This is a genomic window from Nostoc sp. DedQUE02 (assembly GCF_034531035.1).
Lineage (GTDB): Bacteria > Cyanobacteriota > Cyanobacteriia > Cyanobacteriales > Nostocaceae > Nostoc.
Map to the genome: position 1 here is coordinate 1 of NZ_JAVRBY020000026.1, position 13,451 is coordinate 13,451.

The following is a 13,451-nucleotide window of genomic DNA, read 5'->3' on the forward strand; positions in this document are numbered from 1 at the left end:
CTATGGGTCAGCCACTTTATATAGTACATAAATACTATAAAATAGCGATCACGCTGTGCCAGTTGCGTAAGTCCTGTGCCATATTGATGCGTTTCAATCCCTAATAGGGATTTTAGTTGATTGCAATTTACTTATAAGAAAGAGAACTCTACTATGTCTATTAAGTTTCAATCCCTAATAGGGATTTTAGTTGATTGCAATCTTAATAGAGGTGTACAAGCTTAAGTGTAAGTTAGTTTCAATCCCTAATAGGGATTTTAGTTGATTGCAATCTAGGTAGTGCATCCATAGCGGTCACATAATCTGCGTTTCAATCCCTAATAGGGATTTTAGTTGATTGCAATTTCTGGTTGTACCCAAGCACCCTCAAACCATATATGTTTCAATCCCTAATAGGGATTTTAGTTGATTGCAATGTTATATTGACGCTTATAGTTCTAGCCCTGTAGGCGGTTTCAATCCCTAATAGGGATTTTAGTTGATTGCAATTTAAGTTTTATCCAGCAAGGGAAATGCGGGCCCAAGTTTCAATCCCTAATAGGGATTTTAGTTGATTGCAATCACGGGGTTTTGCTGATGGTGCAACTGTTAACTTGTTTCAATCCCTAATAGGGATTTTAGTTGATTGCAATGCACAACAGGATACTTTCGGAAAGTAAATAATTTTTGTTTCAATCCCTAATAGGGATTTTAGTTGATTGCAATTGCACAATATTGGCGTTATGTCTATTTCTTGTGGTTGTTTCAATCCCTAATAGGGATTTTAGTTGATTGCAATTATCGGAAGTATGAGAACACAACAAAAGTACACTGTTTCAATCCCTAATAGGGATTTTAGTTGATTGCAATTGGATACGCTGACATCGTTACAAACTGGCAAGGCGTTTCAATCCCTAATAGGGATTTTAGTTGATTGCAATTAATCCCTCTTTGTCTGTCTTACTCAAGTTCTCACGTTTCAATCCCTAATAGGGATTTTAGTTGATTGCAATACTCTGGATGTCAGCAATGTTTGGGTAGATTTTGTTTCAATCCCTAATAGGGATTTTAGTTGATTGCAATTCTGGTAAACCTACTTGACCAAACTTATTAACTCCAAGTTTCAATCCCTAATAGGGATTTTAGTTGATTGCAATTTTATTTCTCCTGCTCTGTCTTCTGCTTCTGCTAATGTTTCAATCCCTAATAGGGATTTTAGTTGATTGCAATAACGCCAGTGACCATCGGCTCTATATGGAGTCACAAGTTTCAATCCCTAATAGGGATTTTAGTTGATTGCAATGGAAAAATCCAGTTTCATTATTTCTCTTAATAATGTGTTTCAATCCCTAATAGGGATTTTAGTTGATTGCAATTTTCATCCCAGCTTTGGAGGATAGTTTGATGTTGTTTCAATCCCTAATAGGGATTTTAGTTGATTGCAATTTAAGTCCATAAAAGCTAGTACTTGGGGGCTAAGTTTCAATCCCTAATAGGGATTTTAGTTGATTGCAATCCAAAGAACCGTAGAGGCTGCCAGAGGTATCCAAGGTTTCAATCCCTAATAGGGATTTTAGTTGATTGCAATACTCTACTACCACTTGCATTATGGGATTATATACCGTTTCAATCCCTAATAGGGATTTTAGTTGATTGCAATAGCTTGAGGTTTGATGTCTTGCATCTCATCCATGAGTTTCAATCCCTAATAGGGATTTTAGTTGATTGCAATTTTTCATAATGATAAGCTACTAGTACGCCTGGGGGAGTTTCAATCCCTAATAGGGATTTTAGTTGATTGCAATAAGGTATTGTGGTCTACGGTGCTAGAACTTTAAGGTTTCAATCCCTAATAGGGATTTTAGTTGATTGCAATCAAACTGGGCGATCGTTTCATCAGCTACAGCCTGTTTAGTTTCAATCCCTAATAGGGATTTTAGTTGATTGCAATCCGATTATGAACTGGCAGCCCAAGAGGAACTAGGGGTTTCAATCCCTAATAGGGATTTTAGTTGATTGCAATTCCGTAACGTAGGCTTTGAGTTAGCTAATCAGCTGTTTCAATCCCTAATAGGGATTTTAGTTGATTGCAATTTGCTGGCTACCCTTAGCGGCTGATAGGTTTCCCGTTTCAATCCCTAATAGGGATTTTAGTTGATTGCAATCCCAGGCGATCGCTGATATCACAGACCTCTGGATTGTTTCAATCCCTAATAGGGATTTTAGTTGATTGCAATAACCAGCGTTGTATTATCGGCTACCTCTGTGGTTGTTTCAATCCCTAATAGGGATTTTAGTTGATTGCAATCTGTACCGTTCTGGTGATTAGAGGGTAAGAAGTGTAGTTTCAATCCCTAATAGGGATTTTAGTTGATTGCAATTTCCAAAGACATGAAGCCCACAAAGGTTTGCTCTGTTTCAATCCCTAATAGGGATTTTAGTTGATTGCAATTTGCATACCTGAACTATAAGGGTATTTGGAGATGGGTTTCAATCCCTAATAGGGATTTTAGTTGATTGCAATCGCTGGCGTGTGAAAGCCGTGTGTTATTTGGTTTTCAAGGTTCAATAGCGCGAATGCAAAAATCATAACATAAGGAGTGGTAATTGTGCTAAATGTAAATGGCTGAAAGTCAGTCTACATAAGGTGCGCGGATGGTTTAAAGATGTTACAGCCCTCAAATCCTTATAGATAAAGCAATCTAGCGATTTTTGTAGTCACCCCTTCACCAACACCTACCCATTCGCGCACTTGGCAAAAAAACCAGCCTGAATATTTAAAATTTTTCTTTAGCAGCTAACATCTGTAAAATCTTTTCTACATGATCCAACTCTCCAACGATTCGCCGAATTGGGTGAGGCCAAACCTTGACAAGAGTAGGAGTTGCAGAAACTTGATTGAGTTCTGCTTGTTCTGGATGACTTAAAACATCAATTACCTTCAAAGTATAAGGATGTCCAAGCGATCGCTCTAATAATTCATGTAAATTTTGCAGAATGCGTTCAGTAGTACTGCTATGTCCGGCTACAAACAAGCGCAAAACATAGCCTTGTGCGATCGCTTCTTTCTTTTGTACTATTACTGGTTGGTGGTATTTTGGCACAGGTTCCGAAAGGTCTAAACGGACAATTAAATCGTGATCTTCCCAAAGCTGCGGGAATGACGAACGATAAGTTGTTAAAACCATGCGATCGCACAAACCTTCTTGCCAAGGAGCTGGTTGCCATACTAACTCCCCTGTGCCAAAAATGGCATTCAGCAAAGCTTGATGTCTAATTACAGCCGGATAAGCTTCAGCAAAAATTCGCACTTGTTGAGTGCGCGGATCTAACCAGTTATCAATAGTCGCAGTATAACAAGGTACTAAAAAGTGCGGTGGTTCTGGTAAATCTAGGATTTCTTGCAAAGCCGAACACAAATGCAAGTGCCATCGACCTTGCTTACTAGGGTCGATGCAGTAAATTAAATCTCCTCCAGGTGTAAAAAGCGCAATGCCCTTAAACAACTGGGGTGTAGATAGTTTATTTGTCGTCAAGTTATTCATAGAGGGTAAGCAGCTAAAAGTAAAAAAATCTTTCTTTTACCTTTTACCTTAGCTATAACCGCAACCAGGATCAGCTATAAAATTAGGAACCTCTTAAAAGGGAAGCTACACACAGATATTCACGCCGATCTACTTAAAATTATGTCTGATGACGCAATTATTCAATCTGATTTATCAGATTACGCTGATAACAGGCAAAACATCTCCCAGATTCTCAAGATATAGGAATTAAGCGTTTTAGGCGATCGCTCTAATAGCAAACGGCTAATTCAACTGGGTTTTAATCTCACTGTTATGAGTTGCAGTGGCTACTTGTGGACAATGAACTTTGGTAATTGGTTAGTGGCTATACCAGCACTAGTAATCTACGGCTTCAGCCTGGCTTCGATATTTGCACCGATGTATGAATGTTTTCACAGAACGGCTTTTGCTAACAATCGTTTGAATGATGCTGTAGCTTAGTTTTCCGGGTTGCTCTGAATTAGGACACACAGAAAATTGCTGACGTTAGCGATCAAGAAACTTTACCATTTTTCCCCATCGTCCTGTCACCTGTCACCTATTCCCTATTTCCTTTGATTTTAATTTGTTCTAGACTCGACCTTAACGCGCCTTTGCCCGATCATGAAGAATGATTAAGAAAAACGAGTATAGACAAACATGATAAAAATGCTAGCTGAAAACTTAATGGGAATTGAGGCAAGCTTACAAATTAATTGGGTTTGGCTAAATGCCAGCTTACAGTTTGCTAGTTGGGCAATCTTCTCACTTTTACTCGCTGAGGTCTTGAGAGACAGTTACCATGCTTTGTGTCACCAAGTCAATTGGCTTGCTAAATGGCACAACAAGCACCACATGGCCTATCGCCGCGATTTATCAATAGTTTCCCTGAAAGTTTATCAAGAATCCCAGCTTTATCACGATATTTTAGAATCGAGTTTACTGCTAGTGGTATTGGTAGCCATTGCCTTAATTGTCCAACAACTGGGGTTATGGTTGGGAGTAGCTTATGGTTGCACCTTCTTGTATGGCGCGTCTGTGCGGTATTTTCAGGGAAAAATTGATACAGACTACAACCACTTACCCGGCCCGTTAGAGACAATTCCATCCATTTGGTGGGTGAATCGGTCTTACCATTGGCGGCATCATTTTGATGATGTCAACGCTTACTACAGTGGTGTCTTTCCTCTAGTGGATAAAATTCTTGGTACAGGACTGTCTCTCAAAGGTAAAACCATCGCTTTAACCGGAGCATCAGGAGCGTTGGGACAAGCGTTGGTGGCTGAACTTGTCAAGAATAATGCTAAAGTTGTCGCATTAACCACTAATCCAGAAAAATTAGTAGAGCAAGTTGGGGTGAAGGTGGTTCCTTGGCAGTTGGGTAACGAAGCTGAACTAAGAGATAGTTTAGAGAAAGTAGATATTTTAATTATCAACCACGGAATTAATGTCTACGCCAGCCGCACATCGGAGGCGATCAACTCCTCTTATGAGGTGAATACCTTTTCAGCATTGCGGTTGATGGATATATTTTTGACAACTGTAACAGGGCCACAAGCAAAAGCAACGAAGGAAATTTGGGTAAACACTTCTGAAGCTGAGGTTTCTCCAGCGCTGAGTCCGCTTTATGAACTTAGTAAGCGATCGCTAGGGGATATTGTTACCCTGAAGCGTTTGGACGGGGATTGTGTAATTCGCAAGTTAATTCTTGGCCCATTTAAGAGTCAACTGAATCCTTATGGAGTGATGTCTGCACAGCAAGTTGCTCGTGCAATCTTGTTTTTTGCGCGGCGAGACTTCCGCAATATTATTGTGGCAATAAATCCTCTTACTTATCTGCTGTTTCCCTTAAAGGAAACCACTGCGTCACTATACTATCGACTTTTTAGCCGGACAGCGAAAAGCGAACAGGATTTAGGTAAACAATAACGTAAACCCTTATTTTCAGGTAGGGGCAGTCTATGAATTGCCTCTACAGGGTTTAGTTTGCGTAGGCGTAGCCCGCCGCAGGTGATCGCTCCGATTGAGTACTGATTATTTAATTAATATTGAAAAAAGCATACTCTTATGCACTTTTAAACATGGAAAGGCTATTATATTCCAGACTTTCAGTCATTAGTAAAGTAATAGCAGTGTCATCTATCCCTAAATTAAAAAGAATTGTAATTTTTATCTCGCTCAATTGCAATGTTTGATAAATTAATATATGGCTCAAATAGAGGTTTTATTTTAGGTGTTTGAACTATAAACCACTCTCTAATTTCCCTGAGTTTCTTTATATAACTATTTAATTGTTCGCCGTTTATTTGTGCATCTGATTTATTATTTCCTTCACTTGTATTATACCATTCAGTAGATTTGGACTGTTCTGTTCCATAGTTATTTGCATCATTAATACAGTTTTTCAAAGCAATTAATTCATTGGCTTTTTCATAAATTTCTATAAGTTTATGGTAAACTTCCTCACCAAATAAAAATTCTGCTTCAAATAGTGCAGGTAAACAACTATTTATTTTCTCTTGTATTATTTCAGTACTATCCCTTCTACCAGAACTAACTAAAGTCATGGCAGATACATAAATTTGTAATCGCTTGTCAGACAAGTTTTTTCTTAACTGCTGTCGATTAATTTGGTACTGTTGATATGCAATATAAGCTGCAATGCAAGTAATTGGAGTAAAAGCCTTTAGAAATTCATCTGAATTTTTCAAAAAGACGTGAAAAATTAAAGTTGAAATAAATGGAGATAATATAAATAACAAAGATGGCATAATAAGTGGTCTGTGTTTAAGCCAATTCAACAGTTCCATGATTATATTTAATCTATAAGTAATCAATATAGATTTGTAAATAAGCCACACGCCTGCTATGGATAAACCTATGATAGCTGGTAGATTATCAAGTATATTAACGTAAATCATATTCATATATATATTTTCAATTCTTTAACCGATGTTAAAAGCGTGGTTATCATAATTCATACATACTATTATACTAATAAGTAGTGATCGCGTTCTGTATAAAAGACAATTTCAGTATTTTCTAAATCTTCCTTGGGTTGCTCATTTCCATATTTATAGATGATTCTTTTTACTCTCTCCTATTTCTGAACATGGAAAACAAATAATTTGATTTAATACCGTTATAATTCACTTTGAATAAAAGAATCTATAAAAAACTCTTGGTAGATATCTTAAGATATTACCAAAATTATGAAAAATATCTGTTACTAACATATAAAAAATGATTAAACCGATGCAAAACCAGTAAACTGTCTCACATGAGGCGATCTAAAACCTAAAACAATATCCGTTTTTGGTACTCCCAATTCTACTAATTCATTAGCTACACCTTCCTCTGTAAAATCGCACTGAATCCAGATTTTTTCATTGATAATATCTATATGAATAACCGAACCATAAGTCCGTTTTTCACCTTCCCAACCTAGATGAATTACTAAATAGTGATTTTTTTGATTATCAAATATTAATTGTATTTCTGTTCCCTTGGCTAAATGACTTTTTGTATGTCTTGCTAATACTGTCTGTACTAATTCAGGATAATTCATTCCTTCCATAAAATAATCTCCTGTTTGCTACTTTCAAATATCAATAATTTTAATTTATGTTCAGCAATTATTTCTTGAATCACAGGTATCAGAAAAAAAGCTGTATATATTTCATAACTAATCGCTAAATATAAAATACGATCGGGTTCTTCCTTTCTTAAAATAGAACGGTAATTAAGTGTTTGTCCTAAAGCTGTATGAAATTCACTAATCGCTGATTTTCCCAAAAAAGATTTTATTTCAACTGCTATTTTTTCTCCTTCTTTTTCTGCTCCTAAAAGTCTTTCTGCTCCTAAATCAAGACGAAATTCTATAGTATCTACTAGAAATATTAAAGGATCATCAGTAATTAACCAACCATCTTTTTCTAAAGCTAACTTAACAGCATTATGAAAAAAATCTTTTGCTGACATACAAACTTACAATAACACCCTCCATCTTATTATATTCTCTCTCTGTGCCTCCCCATCTCTGCGAGAGAAACACAAAAAAAGGGATAAGCAAAACGCCTATCCCCCTAAAAAATCAATTAATCAATGTATCAAGTTCCACTTGTCCAAGAATTGATGTACTCAATTTGATCTGCTGTTAGGCTATCAATCGTGATACCAATAGCTTGCAACTTCAAACGAGCAATTTCTTGATCGACTTCAACAGGAATTGAGTGCAAGCCTGGTTGCAACTTACCTTTGTTCTTCACCAGGTATTCACAAGCCAAAGCTTGGTTTGCAAAACTCATATCCATTACTGCGCTAGGGTGTCCTTCAGCCGCAGCTAGGTTAATCAAGCGTCCTTGTCCAAGAACGACAACTGATTTACCATTTTTCAATTTATACTCTTCGGTGAAAGGACGAACTTCTTTGACTTCCTTAGCTTGTGCAGCCAAGTATTTCAAATCAAGTTCTAAGTCAAAGTGACCGGAGTTACAAACGATCGCACCGTCTTTCATGACATCGAAGTGTTCACCACGAACGACGTGCTTGTTACCAGTCACAGTGATAAAGATATCACCTTGAGGTGCAGCTTCAGCCATTGGCAGGACGCGGAAGCCATCCATTACGGCTTCAATTGCCTTGATCGGGTCGATTTCGGTGACGATGACGTTAGCACCCATCCCACGGGCGCGGAGGGCTGTACCTTTACCACACCAGCCATAACCGACGACAACAACGTTTTTACCAGCCAACAAAATATTTGTGGCGCGGATAATGCCATCTAGGGTTGATTGCCCAGTACCATAGCGATTATCAAAGAAGTGCTTGGTGTCTGCGTCGTTGACGTTGACTGCGGGGAAGGTGAGAACGCCTTCTCTAAACATGGCGCGTAAGCGCACGATACCAGTTGTGGTTTCTTCGGTGCTACCAATCAAATCAGCAATTTGGTGTTGGCGTTCTTGTACCAAAGTTGCAACCACATCGCTACCATCATCAACAATAATGTTGGGGCGATGATCTAAAGCTATTTGAACGTGGCGGTTATAAGTTGCGTTATCTTCGCCTTTTTGAGCAAAGACGGGAATTTCATGATCGACAACGAGGCTAGCTGCTACGTCATCTTGCGTTGATAAAGGATTGCTAGCAATTAAAAGCGCATCTGCACCACCGGCTTTCAAAGCGATCGCCAAATGTGCTGTTTCGGTTGTAATGTGGGCGCAAGCTACAAGGCGTAAACCAGCAAAGGGTTTTTCAATCGCAAAGCGATCGCGGATTTGCCGCAAAACTGGCATTTCGCGTCCAGCCCATTCAATGCGTTGTCTACCCAAGGCAGCTAGGCCGAGGTCTTTAACCTCGTGCTTTAATCGGGAAGAAGTTGCGGTCATCAAAAGTTACCTCAAAAAATAAAAAAGCTACGTAAAATTTACGCACTCTACTAGGTTATTCTACTACTGCCGATTTTTGCTTGTATGAAAGCAAATCAATAGTCAATAGTCCTCAAAACTAGCTTGACGTTTGATCGGCAGAATGTCAACTTCCTCCTCAGGTTCTTTCTTTTTGTTTTATCTTTGGAAAAAGTAAGGCCTTTTAACCTTTACAGGCTGATTTTAAGTACGTCGTCATCTCTCTAGAGATATAAAGTAAAGAAAAAAACATCAAATTTTTATCAATTCAAGGGAAAACCTCAACTTTAGATAGGTACATCTACCCAAAGGAATTAAGCAGGATAGTTAAAGTAGTGATTAATAGATTTTACTCAAGGAGGTGTTTGAGTGCGCTTTCAATTTTTGGCGTTGGCTTTGCCCGCCGTAGGCATCGCTAGTTCAATGGCCATAGCTGTTGTATCTGTCCCAAAAGCCACAGCCCAGATTCCTTTGTTACCACAACTGCTACCATCTCCCAGCAGTGTGAGTAATGATGCAAATAATCGACTTGTTACAGGCTGGATTTATTTAGATGGTCGTCAGTTATTTCAGATAGCGGCATCAAGAAGCAACTTTCCTGAGCGTTCAGAAGATATCCAAAAAAAGTTGGAGAAAATTAGCCAAAATTACTTTCAATCACCAGCAAAAACACCAGTCAAGGTAGATATTCGGGAAGTAAACCAATTACCAGTAATTTATGTCAACGACCAATACCTAATGACCGTCACTTCTGAAGATGCTGGATTGCGAGAGGTAGATATATCGACATCAGCAAATCAAATCAAGGAATCGTTACAAGAAGACTTGCAACAAGCAAAGCAAGAAAGGCAAACTCAATTTTTAATCGACCAAGGTAAAATTGCTGCCGGTATGGGACTGGCAATGATTGTGATGAGTTGGGGGGTATATAGCTGGCAAAGGCGTTCCAAAAACGATGTTGTATACCCCCTTGGCTCCCAAACCGCTAGAGAGTCCCTAAACTTGCCAATTTCATCAACAGCATCTCAACCAATTGCAACACAACTGAATCAACAGCAACATCGACATATCCAAGAAGCCAAAAGACGATTGTTTCAGCTCACTCAAGCAGGAATTTGGGGAGGTGGAAGTTTCTTCATCTTGGGTCTATTTCCCTACACACGACCATTTCAAGTAGGAATTCTCACAGCAGCCCAATTTCCTTTGCGATTAGGTATTGTGTTCTTGGGAACTTACGTAGCAATCCGTCTCATATACGCCCTGATTGACCGCTTTACCACTACTCTGATTAGCAGTGGTGCTTTATTAACTCCAGAAAGTTCTGAACGGCTGCAACTGCGAGTTTCTACATTTTCTGGCGTAACTAAAAGCATTGCTACTGTTATCTGCGTCGGAGTAGGCTTCTTGCTAGCGTTGCTGTCATTGGGAATAGATATCGTTCCCTTGCTAGCGGGTGCGAGTTTAGTTGGTGTTGCAGTGTCTCTAGCTTCGCAAAACTTAATTAAAGATGCGATTAACGGTTTCCTGATCATTCTAGAAGACCAGTACGCTTTAGGCGATGTGATTAATGTGGGAAATGTGGGAGGCTTAGTAGAAAATCTGAATCTGCGGATGACCCAGGTGCGGGATTCCGAAGGGCGCTTGATCACGATTCCCAATGGTGAAGTTAAAGTTGTTGCCAATCTTTCTAGCCGTTGGTCACGAGCCGATTTAACGATCCCCATCGCCTACCAAGCCGATATTGAAAAGGCTTTGAAGTTGATTGAAAGTATTGGCTTGGAGATGGATAAAGATCCACAATGGGAGCGTCAAATTCTGGAAACACCGCAAGTTTTAGGAATAGATCAGTTTGGCGATCGCGGTTTGATTATTCGTGTATGGATTAAAACACAGCCCCTCAAACAATGGGATGTCGCACGGGAGTTTCGCCGCCGTCTGAAAGTCGCCTTAGACGAAGCTGGAATTTCCATTTCTGTGCCTCAACAAGCAATTTGGGTCAACGATGAGCAATCGTTAAATTTCCAGAGTAATGGCAAAGCTCATTAGAAATTTGGCTTCATTACCAACCCCCTTTGGGGTAACAGGGCTGTTTCGTCCCCTAAAAGGCGCTGATTTACAAGCGTTTCAAGCAAAAAAATCAGGTGACTAAAAAATCTGATTGAACAAGAAAATGGCGATCGCACTTAAATTTATCCGTTGAAGTGGTAATTTTTCTTTTTCCCACTTCCCTAAATTTCTCGCTCATACTCTTGACAAAATCATGATCTTATCGAATGAAACAGCCCTGCTTTGGGGTAGGGAATAGGCAAGAGGGAAAAGGCAAGAGGGAACAGGCAAGAGTAGGATTGAGGATAAAAGATAAAATTGCCTGTTCCCTTCTACCCCAAAACCTCTTGTGTTCAAAGCCTGTTATTCAAGAGGAGTGTTTAGCTATGGTTCTAAATCCCCGAACAAAACCTTCTGTTCCCTATTCCCTATTCCCTATTCCCTATTCCCTGTTCCCTTTTAACGAGTGGCACTCTGTTAAGCCCAAAAGCTTGTGTCGCCTCGAAGTCTAAGTTTGGGCATACCCTTGTGATTACTGAACCCTATGCTGTATAGAAGTTGATAGCATAGGAGTTTATAAATATCTAAGCAGCAACGAAAATATCTGCGTTAGTTAAGGACAATCCAGTATTGAGTTTAGCAATTTGGATTTTGCCGATCGCTCCTGCGCCATCTTGATCGAAGAAGAGAGAACCATAACCTTTGTCGTAAATAAATCTTTGGCTACTTGTATTTGCTGCCGAACCAATGAAAAATTGATTAGCAGCGATCGCCACACCAGCAACTAATCCTCCACCAAAACCAGCCGCAGAGACAACAATCGTATCATCAACTACACTAAAATCAGTAATCCGGTCGATTCCTTCAGTGCGAGAGTTGAATGTAAAGCGATCGCCTCCGCTAGCACCTGTAAGTGTATCATTGCCAGCACCACCAACCAGGATGTCATTACCAGTACCACCATTGAGGATGTCAATGCCAGCGCCACCATTGAGAGTGTCATTGCCAGCATCACCATTGAGTTGATTGTTAGCACCGTTCCCTGTAATTGTGTTGTTGAGACTGTTACCAGTGCCGTTGATTGCAGAGGTGCCTTTGAGAATGAGGTTTTCTAAATAAGCTGGGCCTAAGTTAAAGTTGTAGGCAGACTCAACCGTGTCTGTACCTTCATTAGCGTATTCGGTGATAGTTATGTAATTATCACTATTAAATATATAGCGATCATTCCCAGTGCCGCCATTGAGCGTATTATTGCCAGTGCCGCCATTGAGCGTATCATTCCCAGCACCACCATAGAGCGTGTCATTGCCAGCGCCGCCATCAAGACTGTCATTCCCAGCTTTTCCATCAATGACATCGTTCCCGCCTTGGCCAGAGAGATAATTGTTGTATTGATTCCCTGTTAAAGTGTCATTAAAGTTGCTTCCTATGGCATTTTCAACAACACATATACCTCCTTGGGAATTGGCGATCGTAAATCCTCCTTTAACACCAACAACTTGACTAATGAAGCCGCCCGCATCAGGATCGTTATTCGCCAAAGTAGCATTGTTCAAGTCGATAATGACTGAATTAGTTGCGTTTTGACCGCTTATGGTATCTGTTCCGCCTGCATCCCAAATACAAGACCAATAGGTTCCTGCGCCATTATAAGATGGAAGTAAATAGACATTATTACCTGTGTTGTATGTCTTATTGATACCGTAAATATGTTGGATGGCTGCGATATCAAATGCCATTGGCCCCGCAGCAAATCCCCAATTTGCACTATACCCAGGAGAATAGGGACTGTTATCAGTGTTGTAGGACATGATTGTTGTCACAAACTGATTGAGACTCAAGTCACCTTTATCAAAAGCATTGTCAACGCCAGGAAATACGGAAGAAGTTCCTCCATTATCGTGAGGATGGGCTAATCCCAAAGCATGACCAATTTCGTGAACAAAAGTGTAGTAGTAGTAGCTACCAACTACGAGTTTTGCATCAGGATTGTCTTGATAAGGCTCCCAGTTAACTCGAACATCTCCTTGCCCATAAACGTCATCAGATTCTCCTGGTGGATTTGCTTCACCTAGTACGCCATCACTGTCCCAAAGAGAAGAATCAACACTATGAAAGGTTAACTCAGCTTGAGAATCATTAAAACCAGAATACTCTAGTTGGAAGTTAGCGACATTTGACCAGGCTTTGATTGCATTAGTATAAGCTGTTATTTCAGCGTTATAGAAAGTGTCATCCCAAGACTGATTATCAACAAAGGAATAAGTAATTTTTCTATTGTCGTTTTCAATTTTCCAACGACTGCCCCATAATAAGCTGTCTACATAGATTGAACCAGTTTTAGCAACACCACCAGTAGAACCAACAAATTTAGACATCAGTTTCTCTTTTTCAGAATTAGATAGTTCTTTCAATTATTTTGGGAAAAATATAGCTAGGTATTTACTAAATACAAGCAGAAGTAAAACCCCTTGTA

General features: G+C 39.5%; 9 protein-coding genes and 1 CRISPR repeat array. Of the genes, 3 read left to right on the forward strand and 6 right to left on the reverse strand.

Translation table 11 applies throughout. The features are described from left to right. Positions 1-90 precede the first annotated feature (90 nt). Positions 91-2,503: direct repeats of the CRISPR family, unit length 37 nt; unit sequence GTTTCAATCCCTAATAGGGATTTTAGTTGATTGCAAT. Positions 2,504-2,756: 253 nt separating this feature from the next. Continuing rightward, positions 2,757-3,524, reverse strand: coding sequence for a circadian clock KaiB family protein (locus RMX98_RS19610; protein WP_322678676.1), 768 nt, complete (start codon positions 3,522-3,524; stop codon positions 2,757-2,759). Between the two features lie 321 nt (positions 3,525-3,845). Between RMX98_RS19610 and RMX98_RS19615 the strand changes: the two genes are divergently transcribed. Further along, entirely contained in the window at positions 3,846-3,986 is a 141-nt protein-coding gene (locus RMX98_RS19615) for a hypothetical protein (protein WP_409881369.1), read from the forward strand. 198 nt (positions 3,987-4,184) lie between these two features. Further along, a complete protein-coding gene (locus tag RMX98_RS19620) occupies positions 4,185-5,453 on the forward strand; it encodes a bifunctional sterol desaturase/short chain dehydrogenase (protein WP_322678674.1) in 1,269 nt (422 codons plus the stop codon). Positions 5,454-5,674: 221 nt separating this feature from the next. Here the strand turns inward: RMX98_RS19620 and RMX98_RS19625 are convergent, their stop codons facing one another. The 4 genes from RMX98_RS19625 to ahcY form a co-directional block, all read right to left on the reverse strand. Beyond that, entirely contained in the window at positions 5,675-6,451 is a 777-nt protein-coding gene (locus RMX98_RS19625; RefSeq protein ID WP_322678673.1) for a hypothetical protein, read from the reverse strand. Positions 6,452-6,771: 320 nt separating this feature from the next. Further along, on the reverse strand, positions 6,772-7,101 hold the full coding sequence (locus RMX98_RS19630; RefSeq protein ID WP_322678672.1) for a XisI protein: 330 nt from the start codon (positions 7,099-7,101) through the stop codon (positions 6,772-6,774). After that, the gene (locus RMX98_RS19635; RefSeq protein WP_322678671.1) at positions 7,089-7,505 is read right to left on the reverse strand and encodes a XisH family protein; all 417 of its coding nucleotides are present in this window, start codon (positions 7,503-7,505) and stop codon (positions 7,089-7,091) included. Before RMX98_RS19635 ends, RMX98_RS19630 begins: the two co-directional genes overlap by 13 nt. A 128-nt stretch (positions 7,506-7,633) precedes the next feature. Continuing rightward, entirely contained in the window at positions 7,634-8,911 is a 1,278-nt protein-coding gene (gene ahcY / locus RMX98_RS19640) for an adenosylhomocysteinase (RefSeq protein ID WP_322678670.1), read from the reverse strand. Between the two features lie 387 nt (positions 8,912-9,298). Between ahcY and RMX98_RS19645 the strand changes: the two genes are divergently transcribed. Further along, positions 9,299-10,975: a mechanosensitive ion channel family protein gene (locus tag RMX98_RS19645; protein ID WP_409881371.1), complete on the forward strand. Its 1,677-nt coding sequence runs from the start codon at positions 9,299-9,301 to the stop codon at positions 10,973-10,975. A gap of 584 nt (positions 10,976-11,559) precedes the next feature. On the opposite strand, the gene RMX98_RS19650 is transcribed toward RMX98_RS19645, so the two are convergent. After that, on the reverse strand, positions 11,560-13,353 hold the full coding sequence (locus tag RMX98_RS19650) for a M10 family metallopeptidase (protein WP_322678669.1): 1,794 nt from the start codon (positions 13,351-13,353) through the stop codon (positions 11,560-11,562). Between the last annotated feature and the right edge of the window lie 98 nt (positions 13,354-13,451).

Bases quoted from the DNA above. Each gene is read 5' to 3' on its own strand.
- RMX98_RS19620 (WP_322678674.1), top strand. From the start codon at position 4,185: ATGATAAAAATGCTAGCTGAAAACTTAATGGGAATTGAGGCAAGCTTA.
- RMX98_RS19625 (WP_322678673.1), bottom strand. From the start codon at position 6,451: ATGAATATGATTTACGTTAATATACTTGATAATCTACCAGCTATCATA.
- RMX98_RS19650 (WP_322678669.1), bottom strand. From the start codon at position 13,353: ATGTCTAAATTTGTTGGTTCTACTGGTGGTGTTGCTAAAACTGGTTCA.
- RMX98_RS19615 (WP_409881369.1), top strand. From the start codon at position 3,846: ATGAACTTTGGTAATTGGTTAGTGGCTATACCAGCACTAGTAATCTAC.
- ahcY (WP_322678670.1), bottom strand. From the start codon at position 8,911: ATGACCGCAACTTCTTCCCGATTAAAGCACGAGGTTAAAGACCTCGGC.
- RMX98_RS19610 (WP_322678676.1), bottom strand. From the start codon at position 3,524: ATGAATAACTTGACGACAAATAAACTATCTACACCCCAGTTGTTTAAG.
- RMX98_RS19630 (WP_322678672.1), bottom strand. From the start codon at position 7,101: ATGGAAGGAATGAATTATCCTGAATTAGTACAGACAGTATTAGCAAGA.
- RMX98_RS19635 (WP_322678671.1), bottom strand. From the start codon at position 7,505: ATGTCAGCAAAAGATTTTTTTCATAATGCTGTTAAGTTAGCTTTAGAA.